General features: G+C 61.5%; 22 protein-coding genes and 3 tRNA genes. 24 read left to right on the plus strand and 1 reads right to left on the minus strand.

The annotated features are described in order from the left end of the window. The first annotated feature begins 9 nt into the window (after window positions 1-9). From truB to ffh, 21 genes are all read left to right on the plus strand, one after another. A complete protein-coding gene (gene truB / locus DXD49_RS03760) occupies window positions 10-942 on the plus strand; it encodes a tRNA pseudouridine(55) synthase TruB (RefSeq protein WP_117794245.1) in 933 nt (310 codons plus the stop codon). Then, complete coding sequence (ribF, locus tag DXD49_RS03765; protein WP_233541739.1) at window positions 939-1946, plus strand: riboflavin biosynthesis protein RibF; 1008 nt, start codon at window positions 939-941, stop codon at window positions 1944-1946. Before truB ends, ribF begins: the two co-directional genes overlap by 4 nt. Continuing rightward, window positions 1939-4038, plus strand: coding sequence for a DNA primase (gene dnaG / locus DXD49_RS03770; RefSeq protein ID WP_117794246.1), 2100 nt, complete (start codon window positions 1939-1941; stop codon window positions 4036-4038). Before ribF ends, dnaG begins: the two co-directional genes overlap by 8 nt. A gap of 110 nt (window positions 4039-4148) precedes the next feature. Next, complete coding sequence (gene rpoD / locus DXD49_RS03775) at window positions 4149-5498, plus strand: RNA polymerase sigma factor RpoD (RefSeq protein WP_117742812.1); 1350 nt, start codon at window positions 4149-4151, stop codon at window positions 5496-5498. A 165-nt stretch (window positions 5499-5663) separates the two neighbouring features. Then, window positions 5664-5738, plus strand: a tRNA-Asn gene (locus tag DXD49_RS03780). 34 nt (window positions 5739-5772) lie between these two features. Next, window positions 5773-5847, plus strand: a tRNA-Asn gene (locus DXD49_RS03785). A gap of 34 nt (window positions 5848-5881) precedes the next feature. Further along, window positions 5882-5956 (plus strand) — tRNA-Asn (locus tag DXD49_RS03790). Between the two features lie 161 nt (window positions 5957-6117). Continuing rightward, a complete protein-coding gene (locus tag DXD49_RS03795) occupies window positions 6118-6507 on the plus strand; it encodes an Asp23/Gls24 family envelope stress response protein (protein WP_195919456.1) in 390 nt (129 codons plus the stop codon). A gap of 27 nt (window positions 6508-6534) precedes the next feature. After that, window positions 6535-8196 carry a DAK2 domain-containing protein gene (locus DXD49_RS03800; RefSeq protein WP_117794247.1) on the plus strand — a complete coding sequence of 554 codons (1662 nt, stop codon included), beginning with the start codon at window positions 6535-6537 and terminating at the stop codon, window positions 8194-8196. Between the two features lie 10 nt (window positions 8197-8206). After that, entirely contained in the window at window positions 8207-10384 is a 2178-nt protein-coding gene (gene recG, locus DXD49_RS03805; protein WP_117794248.1) for an ATP-dependent DNA helicase RecG, read from the plus strand. Beyond that, window positions 10381-11037 carry a 16S rRNA (guanine(966)-N(2))-methyltransferase RsmD gene (gene rsmD, locus DXD49_RS03810; protein WP_117794249.1) on the plus strand — a complete coding sequence of 219 codons (657 nt, stop codon included), beginning with the start codon at window positions 10381-10383 and terminating at the stop codon, window positions 11035-11037. The genes recG and rsmD overlap by 4 nt, the downstream gene beginning before the upstream one ends. Beyond that, window positions 11030-11527, plus strand: a complete 498-nt coding sequence (gene coaD / locus DXD49_RS03815) for a pantetheine-phosphate adenylyltransferase (RefSeq protein WP_117742816.1) — start codon at window positions 11030-11032, stop codon at window positions 11525-11527. The genes rsmD and coaD overlap by 8 nt, the downstream gene beginning before the upstream one ends. 68 nt (window positions 11528-11595) lie before the next feature. Next, complete coding sequence (locus DXD49_RS03820) at window positions 11596-12093, plus strand: ATPase (RefSeq protein ID WP_040358176.1); 498 nt, start codon at window positions 11596-11598, stop codon at window positions 12091-12093. Then, window positions 12093-12647, plus strand: a complete 555-nt coding sequence (locus DXD49_RS03825; protein WP_117794250.1) for a DUF177 domain-containing protein — start codon at window positions 12093-12095, stop codon at window positions 12645-12647. The genes DXD49_RS03820 and DXD49_RS03825 overlap by 1 nt, the downstream gene beginning before the upstream one ends. Window positions 12648-12711: 64 nt before the next feature. Then, on the plus strand, window positions 12712-12891 hold the full coding sequence (gene rpmF, locus DXD49_RS03830) for a 50S ribosomal protein L32 (RefSeq protein WP_022094017.1): 180 nt from the start codon (window positions 12712-12714) through the stop codon (window positions 12889-12891). 87 nt (window positions 12892-12978) lie between these two features. Continuing rightward, window positions 12979-13998 (plus strand): phosphate acyltransferase PlsX, encoded by a 1020-nt coding sequence (plsX, locus tag DXD49_RS03835; RefSeq protein ID WP_117762909.1) that lies wholly within the window; start codon window positions 12979-12981, stop codon window positions 13996-13998. 124 nt (window positions 13999-14122) lie between these two features. Further along, window positions 14123-14365 (plus strand): acyl carrier protein, encoded by a 243-nt coding sequence (locus tag DXD49_RS03840; protein WP_117794251.1) that lies wholly within the window; start codon window positions 14123-14125, stop codon window positions 14363-14365. A gap of 3 nt (window positions 14366-14368) precedes the next feature. Next, the gene (gene rnc, locus DXD49_RS03845) at window positions 14369-15094 is read left to right on the plus strand and encodes a ribonuclease III (protein WP_117794252.1); all 726 of its coding nucleotides are present in this window, start codon (window positions 14369-14371) and stop codon (window positions 15092-15094) included. A gap of 10 nt (window positions 15095-15104) precedes the next feature. Then, window positions 15105-18641: a chromosome segregation protein SMC gene (gene smc, locus DXD49_RS03850; protein WP_117794253.1), complete on the plus strand. Its 3537-nt coding sequence runs from the start codon at window positions 15105-15107 to the stop codon at window positions 18639-18641. Next, the gene (gene ftsY / locus DXD49_RS03855; protein WP_117794254.1) at window positions 18641-19558 is read left to right on the plus strand and encodes a signal recognition particle-docking protein FtsY; all 918 of its coding nucleotides are present in this window, start codon (window positions 18641-18643) and stop codon (window positions 19556-19558) included. Before smc ends, ftsY begins: the two co-directional genes overlap by 1 nt. A 10-nt stretch (window positions 19559-19568) precedes the next feature. Then, window positions 19569-21044 carry a signal recognition particle protein gene (gene ffh, locus DXD49_RS03860; RefSeq protein WP_117794255.1) on the plus strand — a complete coding sequence of 492 codons (1476 nt, stop codon included), beginning with the start codon at window positions 19569-19571 and terminating at the stop codon, window positions 21042-21044. A gap of 115 nt (window positions 21045-21159) precedes the next feature. Here the strand turns inward: ffh and DXD49_RS03865 are convergent, their stop codons facing one another. After that, window positions 21160-21924: a NifB/NifX family molybdenum-iron cluster-binding protein gene (locus DXD49_RS03865; RefSeq protein ID WP_117735046.1), complete on the minus strand. Its 765-nt coding sequence runs from the start codon at window positions 21922-21924 to the stop codon at window positions 21160-21162. A gap of 209 nt (window positions 21925-22133) precedes the next feature. On the opposite strand from DXD49_RS03865, the gene thyA reads away from it, so the two are divergent. The 3 genes from thyA to DXD49_RS03880 all read left to right on the plus strand — a co-directional run bounded on the left by thyA (window position 22134) and on the right by DXD49_RS03880 (window position 24534). Beyond that, window positions 22134-22982 carry a thymidylate synthase gene (thyA, locus tag DXD49_RS03870; RefSeq protein ID WP_117794256.1) on the plus strand — a complete coding sequence of 283 codons (849 nt, stop codon included), beginning with the start codon at window positions 22134-22136 and terminating at the stop codon, window positions 22980-22982. 9 nt (window positions 22983-22991) lie between these two features. After that, window positions 22992-23510, plus strand: a complete 519-nt coding sequence (locus tag DXD49_RS03875; protein ID WP_117794257.1) for a dihydrofolate reductase — start codon at window positions 22992-22994, stop codon at window positions 23508-23510. A 109-nt stretch (window positions 23511-23619) separates the two neighbouring features. Further along, entirely contained in the window at window positions 23620-24534 is a 915-nt protein-coding gene (locus tag DXD49_RS03880) for an RNA methyltransferase (protein WP_117794258.1), read from the plus strand. Window positions 24535-24624: the final 90 nt, after the last annotated feature.

Consider the following 24624-nt stretch of genomic DNA (forward strand, 5'->3'; position numbering starts at 1 on the left):
GGATGGTACATGGCTCGTCGTACACCTTCTCAACTGAATATGCTGCTTGCTGTCGATAAGCCGGTGGGCTGCACGTCCCACGATGTGGTTTCGCAATGCCGGCGTGCCCTCCATGAGCGGCGCGTCGGCCATGCCGGCACGCTCGACCCCATGGCATCGGGTGTCATGGTGGTGGGTGTGGGCCAGGCCACCCGTCTGCTGGGCATGCTCACGCTCGATACCAAAAGCTACGTCGCCGACATCTCGTTTGGCGCCGAGACCAATACCGATGATGCGGAGGGCGAGGCGGTCCGCACGGTGCCCGTTGCACCCGAGCTGCGCGATCCGGCCTATGCCCGCGAGCGCTTGGCCGCCATCTTGGGCCCGCAGATGCAGGTGCCGCCGGCTTTTTCGGCTATCTCGGTAAATGGCGTTCGCGCCTACAAGTCTGCTCGAGAGGGCAATGCGGTGGACCTACCTCCGCGCCCTGTCGAGGTCTATGCCGCCGACCTGATCGCCGTGGGCGGTGAAGGTGATACATGTGTGTGGACCGTGGCGTTCTCGGTGAGCAAGGGTACCTATATCCGTGCACTCGCTCGCGACTTGGGCCGCGCCTGTGAGAGCGCCGCGCACATTTCCGCGTTGCGCCGCACGGCCTCCGGTGTTGTTTCCATTGGCGCTTGTCATGCGGTCGAGGAGCTTTCTCCCGAGTCCGCGGCTGGCTTTGCCCTTGATCCCATTGCGGCCCTGGGCGCCACGCGTGTTGACTTGCCGGGCAATCTTGCCGACGACCTGCTCTGCGGCCGACGCATTCCCGTTGAGCGTGCGCTTGCCGATTTCGATTCCTCGAAGGCGCCGTTCGCGCTGGTGCTCGATGGCGGGCTCAAGGCGCTCGCCCGCATTGAGAGTGGCCGCTTTGTCATGGATCACGTGTTTCCGCAGGCAATCGGCGGTGTTCGATGATGTTTTCCGCTCGCGAGCTCGCGCGTATCTTTTTCGCGGGCGAGTCGGACGAGGCTCGCATCGTTACTGCCGATGTGTTTGATGAGTGCGAGCACTTGGGTGCTGCCTCCATCGCCATCGGCGTGTTTGATGGTGTGCACCGTGGACACCAGGAGCTTGTTGCGGCGCTCGTCCGTGATGCCCGTGCCCATGGCTGCAAGGCGGTCGTAGTTACCTTCGATCCCGACCCGGACGTTGTCGTGAGCCCTTCACCCGCTCAAAAATTGATGACGACGGCCGACCGTCTGCATGCCTTGGCTCAAACCGGGGTCGATGCAGTGGTGGCCGTTCCCTTTACGCCTGAGGTTGCGGCACTCGACCATGTCGGTTTTCTCGCACTGTTGTCACGCGTGGTCGACATTCGTTCGATTCGCGTTGGCAGCGACTTTAGGCTGGGTCGCGGCGGTGCTTCTGGTGTTGCCGAGATGCGCGTCTGGGGTTCCGAGCGCGGCGTTGATGTGTATGGTCACGACCTGCTTTGCGAGGGCGGTGAGGCCATTTGCGCCACCCGCATTCGTCACGAGCTGGGACAGGGCCATGTGGGGCTTGCTGCTGGGTTACTCGGCCGCCCGTATATGGTGCGTGGCGGTGTTATTCGCGGTCGTCACGAGGGTTCTGGCATGGGCTTTCCCACGGCAAACCTGCAGGTTCCCAGCGGCATTCAGGTGCCTGCCGATGGCGTGTATGAGGGTCTGGTGCTGGTCGATGACACCGTGTGGCCCGCTGCTGTCAACGTCGGCCTGCCGCCAACGTATGCCGACGATGCGGCATCTGCGCATCTCGAAGCCAACTTAATTGGGTATATGGGCGACCTGTACGGCGCTTCCGTTTCGCTGGCGTTTACGCGCTGGCTGCGTCCGTCACGCGTGTTCGATTCCCTGGACGAGTTGATCGCGACCGTCGAGGGTAATATCGATGATATCCGTCATAACTTGGGTGAGCAGGGGGTGAGTATCCGTGATTAGCGATGAGGAGAAAGACCAGGTCCGCGCTGCGTCCGATCTGGTAGCCATCGTGCAGGAAACGGTTGAGCTCAAGCCCCGCGGCCATGAGTTTTGGGGCTGCTGCCCCTTCCATGGCGAAAAGACCCCGTCGTTTCACATTATCCCTGCCACGCAGGTGTGGCACTGCTTTGGATGTGGCGAGGGCGGCGACGTCTTCACCTATATCATGAAGCGCGAGAACCTGAGCTTTCCCGAGTCAATCCGTTATTTAGCCGATCGCGCGGGTATTGAGCTGCACGATACCGGAGACCGCCGCGAGCGCGGTACTAAGCGTGCCCGAATCTACGATCTGTGCGCCCAGACCGCCCAGTTCTACCACACCATGCTCATGCGCGGTAAGGACGGCCGTCCGCGTGAGTACTTCGCCAGCCGCGGCATGGGTGGCGACGTCTGCCGCCGCTACTGCCTGGGCTTTGCACCGGGTCGTAACATGCTGGTGGCTCATCTGTCGCAGGCGGGCTTTACTCCGCAGGAGATGATCGACGCCAACGTGGCTGTGAGTCGCGGGCGCGGGCAGCTTGCCGACCGCTTCTACGACCGCGTGATGTTTCCCATTTTTGATGAGCAGGGGCATAACATCGCCTTTGGCGGTCGCATCATGGGAGACGGCCAACCTAAGTACCTCAACACCGCCGAGACGAGCGTGTTTCATAAAAAGCGAAACCTCTACGGCTTTAATTGGGCCAAGGAGTTTATCGTCGCGCAGGATACCGCTATCGTGGTAGAGGGCTATACCGACTGCATCGCCTGTTGGGAGGCGGGGATTAAAAACGTCGTCGCCACGCTGGGCACTGCGCTCACGGAGCATCACGTCAAGACGCTCACCCGCTTTGCCAAGCGCATCGTGTATATGTTTGACGGCGATGCCGCGGGCCAGAAGGCCGCCCGTCGCGCGATACAGTTTATCGAGCAGGATTCGATGGACCTGCGCTGCGTGGTGCTGCCCGACGGCAACGATCCCATGGAGTTCATCACGGCGCACGGCGGAAAGGAGCTGCAGGCGCGCATCGACGCCGCCGAGCCGCTCATGGACTTCGTGTACCGTTCGCTGCAGGAAGCGAGCGACATCACCACGCCGGGCGGTCGCGCCAAGGCGCTGGAAGATGCGCTGACGCTTATCTATCCGCTGCGCGATAGCTATATGATCGACACGTACTTTATCCAGATTGCCGATCTGCTGGGTTTGGATTTGGAGACGGTGCGCGCGAGTTCGGGTCGCGTGTTTCGCGATGTCGCCAAGCGCGAAGATGCGGAACGACGTCGTGAGCAGAATTATGAACGCCAGCGGGCGCAAGCCGAGCGATCTGGTAGCGCGGGCGGTCGGTCGTCTGGTTTGCAAGGGACATCTCGTGGTGCTTGGGCGTCGGGCGCGACGCCGGCAGTAGCGGCGCCGGTCGAGGAAGAGCCGTACGACTATGTCCCGCTCGATGCTTACGGTGCCGCTCCTGTGGAGGTCGTCGACGACCTGCCGCCGATCGACGTGCCTGATGGTATGGGCTCTGCGCCCGCCGGTGCTCCGGTAGACGCCTCGTTCCCTATGGTTTTGACCGATCTAGAGCGCAAGTCCTTGGCAGGGGAGCGCGAGCTGCTGACCATGCTCACGAGCTACCCCGACCTGTTCCGCACGTATGCTGACCGCATCTGCTCCATCGAGTGGGTCGACCCGCGCCACGAGTCCATCGTGTGGGCCGTGCTGGCAACGCCGCCGGGTACCGATCCTGCGACCTGCATGGATGCGGCGCGCTCGGTGTGTCCCGAGGCGGCAACGCTTGTGAGTGCCGGGCGCATCTCCGCGACGAGCAAACACCCTACCGAGACGAACATCGTGTTCATGCTCGATACGCTCGAGCTCTACACCATTAAGCGCCGCATGCGTGCCGCACAGGCCAAGCTGCGCCAGGATCGATCGCTCGATGATGAGGCCCGCCGCGCGCTGACCGTGCAGGCCGCGCAGGATTCGCAGCGTCAACGCGAGCTGCAAAAGTCTATCGGCGGCGTGGCGGACCCGTTCCGTTTGATCGGTTTGGAGACCGCGGGCACCGAACAGGCCTAGATGTTGTGGTCAACCAGCGTATTCTCGCCTATATCCAGTTCTCTTTTTGGGTATAGACGTCTATGTGTGTGCTAAAGTATTGAGTCCTGTGGACTATGAAGGGAGAATCTGTGCCAAAAAAGACTGAGAGCACGGGTACTGGGCTGGAATCCTGCGTTGCAAAGCTCATGGGCAACGGCTCAAACAGGACTTCGGTAACCGAGGACGAGATTCAGGTCGCCCTGAAGGATATCGATGTTTCTGACGAGCAGCTCACCGCGGTGTATTCCGCGCTGCGCAACAGCGGCATCCAGATTATCTCCGCGAGCGGTAACGACGACGCCCCCATGGACGTCGACGATGACGATAACGATACCGATACCGACGATTTCGATGACGACGACGAGCACGATTCCGGCTCGCTCGACGATCATGAGCTCAAGATGGCCCGTCAGGCCGACGCCGAGATGGGTTCTTCCAAGAGCAAGAAGAAGCGCACCGTGCGCACGTCCCGTTCACGCTCCCGCGTGCGTGGCATCGATGCCTCCACGGTGATGCTGACTGGCGATCCGGTTCGTATGTACCTCAAGGAGATCGGCAAGGTCGACCTGCTGACCGCCTCCGAAGAAGTCGATCTGGCCATGAAGATCGAGGCCGGTCTCGAGGCCACCGAGAAGCTCGAGGCTGCCGAGGCGGGCGAGCTTGAGCTCACGCGTGCCGAGATGCGTCGTCTTACGCGCATTGAGAACGTGGGCCTAGAAGCCAAGCAGGCACTCATCAGCGCAAACCTGCGTTTGGTCGTCTCCATCGCCAAGCGCTATGTCGGTCGCGGCATGCTGTTCCTGGACCTGATCCAGGAGGGCAACCTCGGTCTGATCCGCGCCGTCGAGAAGTTCGACTACCAGAAGGGTTTTAAGTTCTCCACGTACGCCACGTGGTGGATCCGTCAGGCCATCACGCGCGCTATCGCCGACCAGGCCCGTACCATCCGTATTCCCGTGCACATGGTCGAGACCATCAACAAACTCGTCCGCGTGCAGCGGCAGCTTCTCCAGGACCTGGGTCGCGACCCGACCCCCGAGGAGATCGGTGCCGAGATGGACATGAGTGCCGACCGCGTCCGCGAGATCCAGAAGATTTCGCAGGAGCCCGTGTCGCTCGAGACTCCCATCGGCGAGGAAGAGGATTCCCAGCTGGGCGACTTCATCGAGGACTCCCAGGCCATCGTTCCGCCCGATGCGGCCAGCTTCTCCATGCTGCAGGAGCAGCTCACCCAGGTGCTCGATTCGCTTGCCGATCGTGAGCGCAAGGTTATCGAGCTGCGCTTTGGCCTTGTCGACGGACATCCCCGCACGCTCGAGGAAGTCGGCCGCGAGTTTGGCGTCACGCGCGAGCGTATCCGCCAGATCGAGTCCAAGACCCTGGCCAAGCTCCGCCATCCGAGCCGCTCGAGCAAGCTCAAGGACTACATTGAGTCTTAGTAGTCACGGCGTTTCCGTTTCGGCAGTTAGGGACGTTCCTTTTTTGCCGGCACTTTGGGACACTCCTTGCCGCAACGGTTGGGTCGGAAAATTTCTTAAAAAAGTTCTTGCCCTGAGCTGATTCGTCCGTATAATAAACTTCGTTGCTTGAGAGCACGCTCCTATTCCTCGGTAGCTCAATGGTAGAGCACGCGGCTGTTAACCGCGCTGTTGTAGGTTCGAGTCCTACCCGGGGAGCCAGAATTTTTCAGCCCATTCCGCTGGGCTTTTAAATTCCTCGGTAGCTCAATGGTAGAGCACGCGGCTGTTAACCGCGCTGTTGTAGGTTCGAGTCCTACCCGGGGAGCCAGAATTTTTCAGCCCATTCCGCTGGGCTTTTAAATTCCTCGGTAGCTCAATGGTAGAGCACGCGGCTGTTAACCGCGCTGTTGTAGGTTCGAGTCCTACCCGGGGAGCCAGGTTGTAAAACCCGTCGCTTATGCGGCGGGTTTTTTCATACCGCGATCGCCTGGCGCGAACGTTACCATATCAACATTTCGTGTCGAGGATGTAATCCCGCGACCCACCACCTCAACATGGCGCGCTCGTTGTAGAATATTGCAATGATTGCTCCCACGAGATGGTGCCGCGAGCACCAGATAAGGAGATTCTTGTGTCTGAGACCATTAACGGCAGCCTGAGCGTCTCGAACGACGTCATTGCCGATATTGCCGGTTATGCCGCGATGACGTGCTATGGCGTTGTCGGTATGGCCGAGCAGCTCCAGGGCGCCGAGAGCGTGCGCCTGCTTGCCGGTCAGCGCCTCCGCAAGGGCGTGCTTGTCTCCGCCGACGAGAACGGCCTCACGGTCGACCTTCACGTCGTGCTCGAGAACGGCGTCAACATGAAGTCCGTCTGCCACAATCTTTCGAGCTCCGTTGCCTTCACTCTGCAGGAGGTCGCCCAGATCGATCCCGCCAGCCTTAAGATCGGCATTCACATCGACGCGCTCAAGAGCCGTCTGAACTAGCATCCGAAAACGGAGATTCAAATACCCATGATTGCAAAGACCATTCGCACCTGTTTTCCGATCGCTGCGGCTGCTGTTTCCGACAAGGCCGAGGAGATCAACAAGCTCAACGTCTTCCCCGTACCCGACGGCGACACCGGTACCAACATGTCGCTCACACTCGCCTCGGTGACCAAGGAGCTTTCCGCCCTTCCTGCTGACGCCGACATGGAGGCCATCGCCGGCGCCATCACTCACGGCTCCCTGATGGGTGCCCGTGGCAACTCCGGCGTCATCACCTCGCAGATTCTGCGTGGTGTGGCCGAGGGCCTTGTCTCTGCCGATGAGCCCATCACGTCCGCCAACATCGCCTATGCCTTCCGCCGAGCCGTCAAGGTTGCCTTCCAGGCAGTGCGTAAGCCCATCGAGGGTACGATCCTCACGGTGCTGCGCGACGTCTCGACCAAGGCAGACGAGTGCGAGAAGAAGAAGTTCTCGGCCGAGGACGCGCTCGACGCTATCGTTGTCGAGGCCTATCAGTCCGTCGCCCGTACGCCCGACCTGCTGCCTGTTCTGAAGGAGAACGGCGTGGTCGACTCCGGCGCCTTTGGATTTGCCATCTTCCTTGAGAACTTTGTTGCCGCCGCGCTTGGTCGCAGCACCGTTGTCGAGGATTTCTCCACCATGTTTGACTCCGCTGGCTCTGCCCGCGACGCGGCCCTCGACCGCGTTGAGATCGAGGCCAACGACGACTGGGAGGGCTCGGAATTCCGCTACTGCAACGAGTTCCTCTTTAAGGCCGACGCTCCCTTTGACGAGGACGAATGCCTTAAGTTCCTGGGCTCCATGGGTGACTGCGAGCTGCTCGTGGGTGCTTACCCCGATTACAAGATTCACGTGCACTCCAACACCCCCAACTTGGTGCTCGAGCACATGCTGCAGCTTGGTCAGATCTATGAGGTCTTTATCCACAACATGGAGATGGAGGCCCACGACCGTACCGCCAAGATCCATGAGGACCAGGAGAAGGCCGCCGAGCCCGCCAAGGCGCTGGGCTTTGTCGCTGTTGCCGCCGGTTCCGGCGAGGCCGATATCCTCAAGTCCCTCGGCGTCGACGTGATCGTGTCGGGTGGTCAGACCATGAACCCCTCGACTGCAGACCTGCTGGGCGCCGTCGACCAGGTCAACGCGACCTCGGTCATCATCCTGCCCAATAACGGTAACATCCGCATGGCCGCCGAGGCTGCCGCTTCTGCCTGCACCGACAAGAAGGTTGCCGTCGTTCCCACCAAGACCGTTCCGCAGGCCTTCTCCGCGCTGTTCGCGGTCCTGCCCGATTCCGAGCTCGAGGAAGCCGTCGCCGCTATGGTCGACGCCATCAGCGAAGTCCGCGATGGCGAGGTCACCCGCGCTGTGCGCGACTCCAGCGCCTCCGACGGCTCGCCGATTCACTCCGGTGACGTTATGGGTATCATTGCCGGTTCCATTGACGTGGTCGGCTCCGATGTGAAGCAGGTCACGCTCGATTGCATCAACCGCATGCAGGAGGAAGAGGAGGGTGACGCGCTGACGATTCTGGCCGGCGAGGAGCTGTCCGATGAAGCCTTCCAGGAGATCGTCGACGCCATTGAGGAGGCTCAGCCCGATCTGGAGATTGACGCCCATCGTGGCGAGCAGCCGCTCTATCCCGTGATCTTCTCGATCGAGTAGGCAACTGCCCATGTCCGAGCTGTGCTCCGTGCCGCGCGTCTCGGAGCGCTTTGCCCAGAGCAATGCGCTCGACGAGGATATCGCTCGACTCAAATATGTTTCGGGTAAACGTGAGGAGGCCCTTCGCCGTCTGGGAATTCGGACGGTGGGGGACCTCCTTCTCCATATCCCTCATCGATACCTCGACTTTACCCGCTCGTGGTCCATCGAGATGGCGCCCATCGGTACCGTGTGCACCATCATCGCCACGGTTGACCGTATCGTCCAAAAGCAGCCGCGTCCGCGCATGCAGGTGACCGAGGTCTCGCTCGTTGACGAGACGGGCGTGCTGCAGGTCGCCTTTTTCCGCCAGCCCTGGATTGCCCAGCAGCTTAAGCAGGGCGACCGCCTGGCCGTGATGGGCAAGGTCGAGTTTGCCTATGGTTTTAAGCAGATGGCCTCTCCGCATTTCGAAAAGCTCGAGGACGGGCGTGCCGCGGGCACGATCCTGCCGGTCCATTATGTGAGCGATGGGGTGAGCCAGGCATGGATGCGCCGCATTGTAAGCGGCGCGCTCGAGGTTGTCGGCAATCCCTTTGATCCCATTCCGGCACCGCTGCGCGCAAAGCGGAAGCTCATGAGCAATGCCCGTGCTTTGCACTCGATCCACTTTCCCTCGAGCATGGCTGAGCGCGATATCGCGCGCGCACGGCTTGCCTACGAGGAGTGCCTCTACCTGCAGCTGGCGCTGCGCCTGCGCAACGACGGCGGCCTGGTCGATGTGGTGCCCTATGCCCATACCGCGGGCGATCACCTGGCCGCGCTCAAGCAGGCCCTGCCGTTTTCGCTGAGCGACGAGCAGCAGGCCGCGTTCCAGGATATCCTGCGCGATATGTGTGATGGCGGGCGCGTGATGAACCGCCTGCTGCTGGGTGATGTCGGTACCGGTAAGACCGCCGTCGCCGCCTGCGCACTGGCTGTCGCGGCCGATTCGGGCACCCAGGCCTGCGTTATGGCGCCCACGGGCGTGCTGGCGCGCCAATATGCCGATAAGACTGGCCCTCTGCTCTCGCAGGCCGGCATGTCCTGGGCGCTTCTAACGGGTGCCACGCCGACCGCAGAGCGCGAGCGCATCCATGCACAGCTGGAATCGGGCGAGCTTGACGTGCTCTTTGGCACCCACGCGGTGCTTTCGGATAACGTTGCGTTCAAGCACCTGTCGCTCGTGGTCATCGATGAGCAGCACCGGTTTGGCGTCGGCCAACGCAACGCCCTGCGCGCGAAGGGCCCCGGTGCCGATCTGCTCGTTATGACGGCAACGCCCATCCCGCGTACGCTGGCGCTTTCGGTCTATGGCGATCTGGACACGAGCATCATCCGCCATCGGCCCGTCCCTGGCGCTGGCGTGACGACACGCGTGCTGACCGATTCGAGCCGTGACCTCGCCTATGGCGCTATCCGTGAGGCGCATGAAAAGGGTCAGCAGGCTTACGTGATCTGCCCGCTCGTGGAGCCGAGTGACTCGGCCGATGAGCTGGAGGACGTGCCCGGTATCGCCCGCGACGACGAGGGCCGCGTGACGGTCCCCGTGCCGCTGCACGATACGGCAACCGAGCTCGACCGACTGCGTCTTGCGTTGCCTGGGCTTACCGTCGAGCGCCTTCACGGCCGCATGCCGGCGGGGGAGAAGGATCGGGTCATCGATGCCTTCAAGCGTGGCGAGATCGACGTGCTCGTCTCGACTACGGTGGTCGAGGTGGGCGTCGACGTGCCCAATGCCACCGTCATGGTTATCGAGAACGGCGAGCGCTTTGGTTTGGCTGCCTTGCACCAGCTGCGCGGTCGCGTGGGCCGTGGCAGCGTGTCGGGCACGTGCCTGGTCATGACGCACTCCAAGGGCAACGGCGGCGCGTCGGCAGCACAAGATCGCCTACAATCGCTCGAGAAGACCTCGGATGGCTTTACGCTCGCCCAGATGGACCTGCGTCTGCGCCACGAGGGCGAGATCCTGGGGTACCGCCAACATGGCGGTGTGACCCTGCGCTTTGTCGACCTGGATGCCGACGAGGAGCTGATTGAGTGGGCCCATTTGGACGCGGTCGAGCTCTTGCGGTATGCTTGCACCCTTGACTCCGTGGCGACGCGCCCCCTGCGCGATGCGGTCGCCATGCGATATCGACACATTTTTAAGGAGGTCAGCGGAGGATGAGAATCATCGGCGGCGAATGGCGCGGTCGTAAGATCGAGGAGCCCCGTGGTCGCGATGTCACCCGCCCCACGACTGATCGCGTACGCGAGGCGTGCGCATCTATGGTCATGTCGGCATTCGACTTCGATTTGGACGAGGTCCGTGTGCTGGACGCCTTTGGCGGCTCCGGTGCCTTTGGGTTAGAGATGCTCTCTCGTGGGGCCCGCTCGCTCACGACGTTTGAGATCGATCGCAACGCCGCGCGGCTCATTACCAAGAATATCGAGTCGCTCTGCTGTGACCGTGCGCGTTGGCGCGTGGTAGCGGGCGACATGCTGGCGAGTGCTTCGCGCGGTCGTGTGCCGGGCGGCCCCTTTGATCTGGTCCTGCTCGACCCACCATATGCTTTTGGTGCCGAGCCGGTCGAGGAGCTGCTGCAGAACCTGGCTCAGCAGGGTCTGCTTGCATCTGGTGCTTATGCCCTGTTTGAGCATGCCGCTGCCGATGCGGGCGCGCATCCGGCAGGTTTTGAGACCGTGCGTGAGAAGCGTTATGGCATCACCTCGGTCGATCTGCTTCGTTGGGTCGGCGATGACGATGGTGAGGGTGATAACGCCGGCACCGATGCTGACAACAACGATGCCACGACGTTTCAGGAGGACGCCCATGAGTGACACCATTAACCGCGTCATCGTTCCGGGCACCTTCGACCCCATTACGTTTGGCCATATCGATGTAATCCGCCGCGCCCGCCGCATCTTTCCCAGCGTGATCGTCGCTGTTGCCGAGTCGCAGGGTAAAAACGGTGTGGGCACGACGTTTATGCTCGATGAGCGCGTGGCGCTGGCCCGCGAGGCGCTCGGCGATATCGACGGCGTCGAGGTCCTGCCCTTCACCGGCCTCTTGGTCGACTTCGCTCGTGAGCAGGGGGCGGGGGCCGTGGTCAAGGGCTTGCGCGCCATGACCGACTTTGAGTACGAGCTGCAGCAGGCAGATCTCAACTATCGCTTGGATAACGAGCTGGAGTCCATCTTTGTCATGAGTGCGCCGCAGTACGGCTATATCTCGAGCTCGGTCGTTCGCCAGATCGCCTCACTCGGCAGCGATGTATCGACGTTTGTCCCGCCCAACGTGGTCGAAGCGCTCAGACTTCGCTTTTCGTGACGTTTCTTATTGCCTGGTGGCATGTGGTAAACTAGCACGATGATATGTTACCTATGAAAGGAGACCGGATGCCGGGCGAGAATTTTCCTGGCGATAGGATCGTCAGCTTGGTCGATGAGCTCGAAGGGCTGATCGAGGAAGCCAAGCCGCCTTTCGGCAAGAACGCTCAGTTCAAGGTCATCGACGCCGACGTGTTCTTCAACATCCTCGACGAGATCCGCATGAGCTATCCCGAGGAGTGGCAGAAGTCCCGCCGTATCCTTAAGGAGCGCGAGGAGCTTATGGCTTCCGCTGCCGCTCAGGCCGATTCCATCATCGCCGACGCTCAGCAGCAGGCTCTTACCATTGCCGGTGAGCAGGAGATCGTCCGCTTAGCGCAGCAGCAGGCCGACGACATCCGTGATCGTGCCCAGCAGTACGAGCGCGAGACGCGTTATGCTGCCGAGGACTACGCAGAGCAGGTCTTTACGCACCTGGAGGAGAACCTCAAGAGCCTGACCGGCACCGTTACTCGTTGCCGTCAGCAGCTTAACGAGGGTGCCGCCCAACAGAATGGTCAGTGGTAATGGCTGAGTTCCCGAGCGTTACCGTCGATCTATCTGAGCAGCTCGAGTTCCCTGGAGATTCGTATCCGCTGACCGGTAAGGTCAATGTCGCCACCTACACGGTGGGCGAGAAGGAGTACCAGCTACAGGACGGCATCGACTACGACGTTGTCTTTACCAACGCCGGTACCGGTGTCTTGCTCACGGGTATGGTCCGCGCGCACGCCACCGGCGAGTGCGACCGTTGCCTGGAGCCCGCTTCGTTTGATATCGCCGGCGAGATCGAGGAGTTCTACCTCTTTGAGGAGCCCGAGGACCCCGAGGCCTACGAGGACGGCTACGAGCTCCTGGGTGAGGACCGCATCGTCGATCTGGGTGAGCCCATCAATGACGCGGTCGTCATGGACACGCCGTTTGTGGTGCTCTGCAAGCCCGATTGCCACGGTCTGTGCCCCACTTGCGGTTGCAATCTCAACGTCGAGCAATGCGATTGCGCCGCCCAGACGGAGGCCGAATGGGCCGCTGCCACGGAAAATCCATTTGCAGCATTGAAGAATCTCAAGCTTGACGAGTAAAACTGTGGTAGTATCGCTACTTGCGCGTAATCGCCACACTGGATAGTTCATAAGGAAGGTCACTATGCCCGTACCTAAACAAAAGCAGGGTCGTATCCGCACTCACACCCGTCGTTCCGCCAACATGAAGATCTCGGCTGCGGCTCAGTCCACGTGCCCCCGTTGCGGCGCCGTCAAGCTCCCGCACCACGTGTGCCCCAGCTGCGGTTTCTACAAGGACCGCGAGGTTATCGTTACCGAGTAACGGTATACTCTGGATGCGATGCCGTTCCAAATGGAACCACAATGGCCGGCTCAATGAGTCGGCCATTTTTGTATAAGGAGCATGTATATGAGTAACGTTCGCGTTTGTGTAGACGTTGTGGGCGGAGACGAGAAACCTCAGGTTGTTCTCGATGGTATCGAGGCTGCGCTTGCCGCCGATCCCGATATCGAGGTCTTGGCAGCTGGCCCCGCCGAAATCGTCAATCCCTTTGCAGCTTCCCATGCACGTGTTGAGGCCCTTGAGGCACCCGACGTTATCGCCATGGATGACGATCCCATTCGCGCCGTGATGACCAAACGCAAGTCTTCGATCGTGTTGTCGTGCCGTGCCATCAAGAAGGGAAATGCGGACGCGTTCTTCTCTGCCGGCTCGACCGGTGCCATGACCGCCGCCGCCACCGCCTATGTGACGCCGTTTAGGTATCAGGCCGAAGGCAAGAAGCAGCCGGTGCGCCCCTGTCTGACCAATGCGCTGCCCAATCGCGCCGGCGGTCTGACGGTGCTGTGCGATATGGGCGCCAACCCCGATGTCGAGGTCGATGACATGGTGCGTTTTGCTCAGATGGGTAGCGCCTATGCCCGCGTCGTCCTGGGCATTGAGCATCCCCGCGTGGGCCTGCTTGCTAACGGCACCGAGGACGAGAAGGGCTCCAACTTTACCAAGGCGTGCTTCCCGGCCATGAAAGCCGTCGTTCCCGGCTTTGTTGGTAACTGCGAGGGCACCGATCTTACGTCGGGCAATTTTGACGTCGTGGTCGCCGACGGTATGTCGGGCAACATCGCGCTCAAGGCCACTGAGGGCGCTGCTAAGTTTTTGCTGCAGGAACTCAAGGGCGTCTTTATGTCTTCACTTGGCACCAAGATCGCCGCGCTGCTTATTAAAAAGCAGATGCGCGAGATCAAGGCCAAGCTCTCTGGCGACGCCAAGGGCGGCGCGATTCTTTTGGGCCTGCGCGGCGTGGTTCTGATTGGCCACGGCGCCACGTCGGTCGAAGCTGTCAAAAACGGTACGCTCGCGGCGGCCGAAGCCGTGCGCGCCGGGCTGGTCGAGAATGTCGCCAACTCTATGGACGGTATCGTTTTATAAGAGCGAGTTAGAGCGCTGTTATGCGCCTCGGGGCGTGCGTCGTGGGGTAGAATCAGAACCGTGTCTTGGTGCCGCCCGGGCGGTACCATTCTTTTGGTATTCATGCACTATGAGAGGAAGCGCTATGGACCGCTCCGAAATCTTCGACAAGATCGCCGAGGTCGCTGCTGACGTTCTGGGCGTCGATGTTGCCAAAATTAGCGATGAGACCACCTTTGACGACCTCGATGCCAACTCGCTCGAGCGCCTGCAGCTGGTTACGGCTATCGAGGACGAGTTCAACCTCGAGATCGATGACGAGACTCTGCTTTCGCTCAACTCTGTCGCCGACGCCGTCGACGCGATCGAAAACGCCAGGGAGGCCTAGGTCTTGGCTTTGTCTGAACGACTTACGCGCGCCCAGGAAATTCTGGGCCATGAGTTCAATAATAAGGTGCTGCTGCGCGCGGCGCTTACGCATCCCTCGGCAGTCGAGGGCCAGCCGGTTTCTGCCAGCTATGAGCGCCTTGAGTTCTTGGGCGATTCCATTTTGGGCGCCGTGGTCGCACGCTCCCTGTTTGAGTCCTATCCGGAGTTTGACGAGGGCAAGCTCACGTGCCTGAAGGTGTCGCTTGTCTCGGGCGCCACGCTGTCCGAGGTTTCTAACGAGCTGGGCATCGACGACATCATCATCTTTGGTGCCTCCGAGACCGGTACGGGTGCGCGCGGCCTGCATTCGGCGCTCGAGAACGTCTACGAGTCGCTCGTGGGCGCGCTGTACCTGGATGCCGGCTGGGATGCGGCGGCGGAGTTCATCCACCGTACGCTTAAGCCGCACCTGGCTTCCGAGCGTGCCGAGCACCCTGCGAACCCCAAGTCGTTCTTGCAGGAGTGCGTGCAAGCCGACGGTCACGAACCCCCGGCGTATAAGCTCGTTGGCTCCGAGGGCCCGGCGCATGCGCCCACCTTTACCGCCGTGGTGTTGATCGATGGTATTCGCCAGGGTCGCGGCTCCGGCTCCTCAAAGAAGGAAGCCGAGGGGGCCGCTGCACTCGAGGCACTTGACCGCATGGGCTACACCACTAACGGCGTGATTCTCAACAAGAAGCCTGTGTAAGCGAGGAACCGTGTATCTCAAGTCCCTCACGCTCAAAGGGTTCAAGTCGTTTGCCGACCGCGCCCATATGACGTTTGAGCCGGGCCTGACCGTCATCGTCGGTCCCAACGGCTCGGGAAAATCGAACATCTCCGACTCCATCCTGTGGGTTCTGGGCGAGCAGAGCGCCAAGCAGCTGCGCGGCCAGGCCATGGAGGATGTCATCTTCTCGGGCTCGTCGGCTCGCAAGCCGGTGGGTGTCGCCGAGGTCACGCTGGTGCTCGATAACTCGGACCATGTGCTACCCGTCGATTTTGACGAGGTCGCCATCACCCGTCGCATGTATCGCTCGGGCGAAAGCGAGTACCTCATCAACTCGAGTCCGTGCCGCCTGATGGACATTCAGGACATCCTGCACGATTCGGGCCTGGGTAAGGATACGCATTCCATCATCAGCCAGGGCAAGCTCGACGCCATTTTGCAGAGCCGCCCCGAGGAGCGCCGTGCCCTCATCGAGGAGGCCGCCGGCATCTCCAAGCACAAGCGCCGCAAGGAGCGTGCGCTCAAAAAGATCAAGTCGATGGACGAGCACCTGACGCGTGCCCGCGACATCAATAAGGAAATCGCCCGTCAACTGCGACCGCTGGAGCGTCAGGTCGATCGCGCGCGCAAGTACAAAGAGCTGTCCTCGCGCGCGAATGAGCTTACGCAGATGCTGGCTGTCGACGAGCTGCGTTCGCTGCAGTCGCAGTGGAACGACTTGGAGAGCCGCTCCAAGGAAGGTGCCGCCGAGCTGGAGCTTGCGCAGTACCGCATGGGCGAAAAGGAGCGCGAGCTCGAGAAGCTCCAGGTTATGCTCGAGGAAAAGGGCCTGTTTGTGGGCGATCTGGGCGAGCAGCGCCGCCATATGCAAGACGTGGTCGGCCGCATTAACTCCGATATGCGCCTGCTCGAGGAAAAGGGCCACAACATGGTGTCGCGCCTGTCCGACATGCGCGGCCAGATTTCGAGCTCCGAGCATCAGCGTCGTCGCGTGGTCGAGGAGCTCGAGGACGCGCGTGCGCAGCTTGAGGAAGTGACTGGTGCGCACATGCAGGCCCAGGAGGACGTTGACGCCGCTGGTCCTGCTGCCGCCGAGCTCCACGAGCGCCGCGTGGCGCTCGACAATCAGATTTCGCAGCTTACGCGTGAGCAACGCGATGTGCAGCGCGTGGCCGATAACGCCGCGCTCGAGCTCGCTAAGGTGAAGGATTCCTTGAGCAATGCCGAGGTCGAGGACAACATGTACGCCTCGCGCCTGGAGCAGATCGATGAACAGCTCGAGGAGGTCACGGCTTCGCTCGAGAGCCGTCGCGACCGCGCCGAGGAGCTTGAGTGCGCTCTTGACGAAGCGCGCCAGGCTCAGGTCGATGCGCGTGAAGCCACCGAGACGGCACGCGCGGTCCTGAAGGGCCTGCGTGCCCGCGAGAGCGAGGCGCGCAACAAGTTATCCGAGGTGCGCTCGGAGCTTGCCAGTCAAAAGAAACTCGATGCCCGCATGGCCGACAGCTCGCCGCTCGTGAGCCGCCTGGTGGGTGCGCTGGGCGACGATGTCTCGGGTCGTCTGGGCGACGTGCTCGAGGCCCCGCGTGAGCTTGAGGGCCTGGTTGAGCAATTGCTCGCCGGCGATATCGATGCGCTGCTGTTCGACGATACGTCCGCGCTTGAGCGTGCCGGTCGTGCGGCCCTGGACCAGAAGAAGGCCTCGGGCGAGGCGCTGCTGGTAGCGCGCGGCGTGAGCGGCACTGCTGCCGCCGAGGGCGCTGCCGGTTCGCGTCTGGTTGATCGCCTTTCCGTGCGTGCCGGTTATGGTCCGATTGTCGAGGCGCTGCTCGGCGGCTATTACGTAGTGGACGATCTTTCTGCCGCGCTGTCGGCGCCGGTCGTTGACGGTGTGACCTATGTGACCCCCGATGGTGCCCGCGTTGCCTGCGGCGGCTTGGTGCGTGTGGGGCTCGATGCCGGTGAGGCATCGGGTGCCTTGGAGCGCAAGCGCCGCATTCGTGAGCTCGATGGCTTGGAGCCCGATCTGGCTGCCGTGTTTGAGCATGTGTCGGATCAGGTCGTCGAGGCCAATGCGGCCGTTGAGGAAGCGCGTGCCGCTGAGGGCGATGCCGCCGGCGAGATTGCCCGTCTTGAGGGCGAGCGTCGCTCGCTGCTCTCCGAGATCGGCCGCTTGGAGCAAAGCGCCAACAACGCAGAGGTCGAGCGCATGCGCATTTCCAAGCGCCGTGAGCAGGCTTCCGAAGCCGTTCGCGCTGCGCGTCCGCGCGTGGACGAGCTCGCTCGTTCGCGTGACGAGGCTCGTGCGCAGGCGAGCGACCTGGGCTTGCAGATTGCCCAGGCCAACGATGAACTTGACCGCGTTCGTCGTGACGATTCCGAGGCTGCTGGCAAGCTCGCCGACGCCAAGGTTCGCCTAGCTCGGACGAGCGAGCGCCTGCGTTCGCTGAAGGGCCGCGTGCCCGACCTGGAGCATCGTCTTGAGGGCATCGACCGTCGTATCCGCGGAACACGCCAGGCTTCGCGCTCGCTCGAGCTGCTGCGCCTGCGCGTCGACCCCATGCACGAACGATATTCTGCCCTGTTGGAACGCGCGTCGGATTGGGCAGCGCGCCTGCGTGACCAGGCCTCTCTGGAAGAGGCGGACTCCGCTTCGCTCAAGAAGACCATCGAGGATGCCAAGGCAGAGGTTGCCCGCGCTAAGGAGCGGGTCGATACCGCCACCGCCACGCAAAACGAGTTTAAGGTCGCGCGTGGCAAGCTCGAGGTGCAGGTAGAGGCCGCCATTAAGGCCATTACCGCCGATGGCACCACGGTACTCGAGGAAGCGCTCATGCTGCCCGCGCCCACGGACCGCGATGCCGCCGAGCGCGAGCTCAACCAGCTTGTGCGCCAGATCAACAACCTGGGCCCTGTGAACCAAGTTGCCATGGAGGAGTACGAGCAGCTCAAGCGCCGCGCCGACTACATCGAGGAGCAGCTGGCCGATCTGGAGCGCGCGCGCAAGGCGCTCACCAAGATCACGGTGGCCATTGATCGCAAGATGCGCAAGGCGTTCCTGGTGACCTTTGAGAAGGTCGACGCGAACTTCCGCGAGATCTTCGCCATGCTCTTCCCGGGCGGTCAGGCTCATCTGGAGATGACCGATCCCGAGCATCCGGCCGAGACGGGCATTGAAGTCGTGGCGCAGCCGCGCGGCAAGCGCATCACCAAGATGATGCTCATGTCGGGCGGCGAGAAGAGTCTGACGGCGCTCGCCCTGCTCTTTGCCGTGTACCGCACGCGCACGGTGCCGTTCTATGTGCTGGACGAGGTCGAGGCGGCGCTTGATGACGCCAACCTGTCCAAGCTCATCGGCGCCCTCGATGTGCTGCGTTCCGATACGCAGCTCTTGGTCATTTCGCATCAGCGCCGTACTATGGAGGACGCTGACGTTCTCTATGGCGTCTCGATGCAAGCCGACGGCGTCAGCCGCGTCGTCTCGCAAAAACTCGATCGCGAAACCGGAAAGGTCGTGAATGCATAATGGGATTCTTTGACGCTCTCTCGCGCGGACTTGAGCGCAGCCGCGAGGCACTCAACGAGGTCTTCTACTTTGGCGGCGAGGTCGACGAGGATTTTTGGGAGGACCTGGAGGACACCCTCGTCATGGGTGACATGGGCGCCGAGGTCGCCATTCAGGTCTCCGATGACCTGCGCGATGCCGCGGCAAAGAAGAACCTCAAGACCGCTCCGCAGCTTCGCCGTGCCCTGGCCGAGCAGCTCGAGCAGCACTTTGTGCCCATCGAGCGCGATCCGTTTTCCGATACGCCGAGCTGCGTGCTGTTTGTGGGCATTAACGGTGCCGGCAAGACCACGACGGTCGGTAAGATCGCGAGCGCCATGGCCGCCCGCGGCAAGAACGTCGTGATCGGTTCGGCCGATACCTTCCGCGCCGCCGCCATCGAGCAGCTCGATGTGTGGGGCCAGCGCGCCGGCGTCCCCGTCATCAAGCGCGACCGCGGCTCCGATCCGGCGAGCGTGTGCTATGACGTGCTCGACGAGGCCGATAAGCGCGGCAGCGACCTGGTGCTGATCGACACCGCCGGTCGTCTGCACACAAGCCCCGAGCTCATGCGAGAGCTTGCCAAGGTGGTCAACGTGACGCGTAAGCGCGCCGCCAATATGGCCGCCGGCCCCATGCCCGTCTCGGTTGTCCTCGTGATTGATGCCGCCACCGGTCAGAACGGTCTGAACCAGGCGCTCGAGTTTAACGAGGCGCTGGGTCTGGACGGTATTATCATGACGAAGCTCGACGGCACGGCAAAGGGTGGTATCGCCATGGCCGTGGCTGAGAAGCTCAAGCTCCCGATCCTGCGCATCGGCGTGGGTGAGCAGGTCGATGACCTGCAGGAGTTCAATGCCAAAGATTTTTGCCGCGCCCTGGTGGGCGAGTCCAATTAAGGAGTGACTAGTGTTTGATTCCCTGAGCGATCGCCTCAACGACACATTTGACCGCCTGCGCGGCAAGGGCAAGCTGACCGAGGCCGATATCACCTCGGCCATGCGCGACATCCGTATGGCGCTGCTCGAGGCCGACGTCAACTTTAAGGTCGTCAAGGAGTTCGTCGCCAAGACCAAGGAGCGCTGCATGACCGCAGAGGTCATGGAGTCGCTGTCGCCGGCGCAAAACGTCGTCAAGATCGTGCTCGACGAGCTCACCGAGATGCTCGGCTCCACCGAGAGCAAGCTCGTCTTTAGCAACCGTATTCCCAACGTCATTATGCTTGTGGGCCTGCAAGGCTCCGGTAAGACCACGGCGGCTGTTAAGCTGGCCTACCTGCTCAAGAAGCAGGGCCGCTCGCCGCTGCTCGCCGCGTGCGACGTCTACCGCCCTGCCGCTGCCGACCAGTTGGCAACGCTTGGCGGCGAGATTGGCGTGCCGGTCTTCCGCGGTGACGGTGCGCATCCGGTCGACATTGCCACAGGCGCCATCCAGGAGGCCGTCGACCACCTGCGCGACGTGGTCATCGTCGATACCGCCGGTCGCCTGCAGATCGATGAGCAGATGATGCAGGAGGCCGTGGACATCAAGAAAGCCGTCAAGCCCGATCAGGTGCTGATGGTCGTCGATGCCATGACCGGCCAGGATATCGTCAACGTGGTCTCGACCTTTGCCGAGCGCACCGACTTTGACGGTGTGATCATCTCCAAGCTCGACGGCGATGCCCGTGGCGGCGGCGCGCTTTCCGTGCGCCAGGTGACCGGCAAGCCCATCAAGTTTGTGAGCATGGGCGAGAAGCCCGATTCGCTGGAGCCGTTCTATCCCGATCGTATGGCCAAGCGTATTTTGGGCATGGGCGACGTCGTCGGCATCATCGAGAAGGCCCAGGAGGCAGCCGATGCCGAGCAGCTCGAGGCTGCCGAGCGCATGCTGCGCGAGGGCTTCACCATGAACGATATGCTCGACCAGATGAAGGCCGTTAAGAAGATGGGCGGCATGAAGGGCATTCTGGGCATGCTTCCCGGTGGCCAGCGCGCGCTCAACCAGATGGGCGGCAACCTGGACGAGGGCATCTTCGATAAGAACGAGGCCATCATCATGTCGATGACCAAGGAGGAGCGCCTGCGTCCCTCCATCATCAACGGTCAGCGCCGTGCCCGCATTGCCAAGGGAGCTGGCGTAACCCCAACCGAGGTCAATAGCCTTATGAAGCAGTGGGGCGAGATGAACAAGATGATGGGCCGCATGCGCACGATGGCCAATCAGGCACAGGCCGGCGGCAAGAAGGGCAAAAAGGGTAAGAAGGGCAAAAAGATGCGCATGCCCAATATTCCCGGCCTGGATGCCATGGGCCTGGGCGGCATGGGCGGCCTGGGAACGGGCGGCCCCAAGTCCGATATGGATCTGCTGCGCCAGATGGAAGCGCAGATGCGTAATAAAAAATAGCGACTGGCTGAGTCGTGTATGGCGAAGGCCGCCCGGATGGTATTCCAGGCGGCCTTCGTCGTTGGTGCGTTATTTGTTGTGTGAGCAGGCACGTGATGGCATCGATTGCCTGCCGCTAGTGGCAGCCGCAGCCCTCATGGCCCTCGTGCTCGTGATGGCCGTGGCAGCCACAGGACTCGCCATGCTCATGGGAATGCTCGTGGTCATGGCCGTGGCAGCCGCACGTGGCCTCGCCGTTCTGTGCGAGCGTGCCAGCGATAAGGGCTTCGACGCACGCATCGCAGCTGCCCTGGGCTCCCGCATAGACGGTGATGCCGGCTTGAGCAAGCGCGTTGATAGCGCCACCGCCGATGCCGCCGCAGATGAGCGTGTCGACGCCGCCGTTGGCGAGCAGACCCGCCAGCGCGCCATGACCGGTGCCACCGGTGCCCACGACCTGCTCGTCGATCACCTCGCCGTCCTGGATGTCGTAGATCTTGAACTGCTCGCTGCGGCCAAAGTGCATAAAGATGTTGCCGTTGTCGTACGTCGTTGCCACCCTCATAGTGTCAACCTCCTTTGCTGGCCATGCGGCCGTCGTCGTGGTAATGGGGGAGTACGCGATGTTGCCACCTTCGATACTCAGCGCGCGCCCGTTGACCAGCGCGTTTGCCACCTTGCGATGCGCGCGGCTGCCGATGGCCGCCACGGTGGCACGAGCGATGCCCATGTGCTGGGCGACAGCCTCCTGATTGAGGCCTTCCAGGTCGCACAGCCGCAGCACCTCGAGCTCGTCGACCGTCATGTCGATGGCGTCTCCGCTGGCAAGGCCATCGGGGGTAAAACCGCGATATTCGGGAATAATCCCAACACGGCGCAATTTTTTGCGTCTTCCTGCCATATACACTCCAAATCTGACATATGTCAAAAATAGGATAGCGCACCTGCGGACCAGCGCAAGGCATTTTTGGCATATGTCAGAAAAAGGCAAAGCCGTTGCGACTGAGAGTGAGCTGCCGTGCATTGCGTGTGCCGGCCCAAGTGTCCCATCCGATGCTGTGCGCCTGGGCTACAATAAAAATTGCTTATAGGCGACTGACAGGAGGGTCAATGAGCAAAGCTGATCAACAGTTTGTAGCCATGTGCCGCGATATCTTGGACCATGGCACCACCACCGAGGGCCAAAAGGTCCGTCCGGTGTGGGAGGACGGCACCCCTGCCTATACCATTAAAAACTTTGGCGTTACGGCGCGCTACGACCTGCGCGAGGAGTTCCCCGCGCTCACGCTGCGCCGCACGGCGCTTAAGTCTGCCATGGACGAGATCCTGTGGATCTATCAAAAGAAGTCCAATAACGTCCATGACCTCCACAGCCATATTTGGGACGAGTGGGCTGACGAGACCGGCTCCATCGGTAAGGCCTACGGATACCAGATTGGCCAGAAGAGCCATTATGCCGAGGGCGACTTTGACCAGATGGACCGCGTGCTGTACGACCTTAAGCATACGCCGTATAGCCGTCGCATCATGACGAACACCTATGTGTTCAGCGACCTGTCCGAGATGCACCTGTATCCGTGCGCCTACAGCGTGACATATAACGTGACGCAGCGCCCGCAGGATGACAAACCGACGCTCAACATGATTCTCAACCAGCGCAGCCAGGACATTTTGGCCGCGAACAACTGGAACGTGTGCCAGTACGCCATTCTGCTCATGATGGTTGCGCAGTCCGTCGATATGATTCCCGGCGAGCTGCTGCACGTGATTGCCGATGCTCACATTTACGACCGTCATGTCGATATTGTCCGCGAGCTTATCGAGCGTCCGCAGTTTGCGGCGCCTAAGGTAACGCTGAGCCCCGACGTGCATGATTTCTATGCGTTTACGACCGATGATCTGATCGTCGAGGGCTATGAGCACGGTCCGCAGGTCAAGAACATTCCTATTGCGGTGTAGGTGGCGCTTATGACGTGTAAGCTTTCTGTCATCGTCGCCGTGTGTGACGACTGGGGCATTGGCTGCGAGGGCGACATGGTAGTGTCCAATCGCGCCGACATGCGCCATTTTGTTGCGTGCACCAAAGGCTGTCCGGTCATCATGGGACGCAAGACGCTGCTGAGTTTTCCCGGGGGGCGTCCGCTCAAGAACCGCCGCAATATCGTGCTCACGCGCGACGTGGACTTTGCTCCCGAGGACGTCGATGTGGTGCATAGTATTGATGAGGCGCTCGCTGCGGTTGCCGATGAGCCCGTTGCGTGGGTGATTGGTGGCGGCGATGTCTATCGGCAGTTTTTGCCGTATTGCGTCGAGGCCGAGGTCACGCACAACCATTGCGTGCATGTCGTGGATACGTACTTTCCCGATTTGGGAACCGATCCTGCGTGGGAGATTGCGCAGCGTAGCGGGGTCGCAACGATTGCCGCCGGTGAGGGTGACGAGGGCGTCGATTATGAGTTCGTGACGTATCGTCGCATCGAGGCGTAAAACCGATTATCCCTTCGGTATTATCGGGATGAAATGAATGACGGGGCGGCGCATGGCGTTGCCCCGATATTTGTATAGGTGCTGCAAAGAAAGGTGCGGGCTGGCTACTATGACTGATGCCGTTGAGGTGCTGCGAATCGATTCGCTCGAGGACGAGCGGCTCGATGCCTACGTGCGACTGACGGAGCGTGAGCTACGTTGCGTGCTGGAGCCGCAAAAGGGCATCTTTATCGCAGAGAGCGCCAAGGTCATCGAGCGTGCGGTACGCGCCGGCTACGAGCCGGTGAGCTTTCTGTTGGGCGAGCGCTGGCTCGATCAGATGATGCCGCTGTTTGGGCGTCTGGCCGTTCGCGACGGTGAGGGCCCGGTTCCCGTGTTTGTTGCCTCGATGGAGCTCATGGAGCAGCTGACGGGCTTTAATGTGACGCGCGGCGCGCTGGCGGCTTTTCGTCGCCCGCGGCAGATTCCGGTCGATGAGTTTCTCGGCGGCGTCGCTGAGGCGGCAGGGGAGCGTCCGGTGCGCGTGTGCGTGCTTGAGGGCATTGTCGACCATACCAATGTGGGCGCGATTTTCCGCTCGGCTGCCGCATTGAATGTTGACGGTATTTTGGTCAGCCCTACGTGCTGCGATCCGCTGTATCGTCGTTCCGCCCGTGTGAGCATGGGCACGGTGTTTCAGGTGCCGTGGACTCGTATTGGCAGCGAGGCGCGCGTATGGCCGCATGATGGCCTGGCGGCGCTGCACAATGCCGGGTTTTCCTGTGCCGCCATGGCGCTGACGGACGACTCCGTTTCGCTGGACGACCCTGCGCTGCGCGAGATTGACCGTCTGGCGATCTTTATGGGCACCGAGGGTGCTGGCTTGGGCGCCAAGACCATTGCCGGCTGCGACCGAGCCGTGCGCATTCCGATGGCGCACGGGGTCGATTCGCTCAACGTTGCTGCGGCGAGCGCCGTCGCCTTTTGGCAGCTGTGCCCGCACGTGAGCAACGAGTATCACTACCAGCCGGGTTTGTATCACTAGGCAGATATTCCGCACCGCGCTCTGATTCGGGGCGTTTCGGTAGCCGCCAGTCGGTGCTAAGCTGGTTTTGACTTTGGTTTTAAATTGCTA

This window comes from Collinsella sp. TM05-38, assembly GCF_003466445.1.
GTDB lineage: Bacteria > Actinomycetota > Coriobacteriia > Coriobacteriales > Coriobacteriaceae > Collinsella.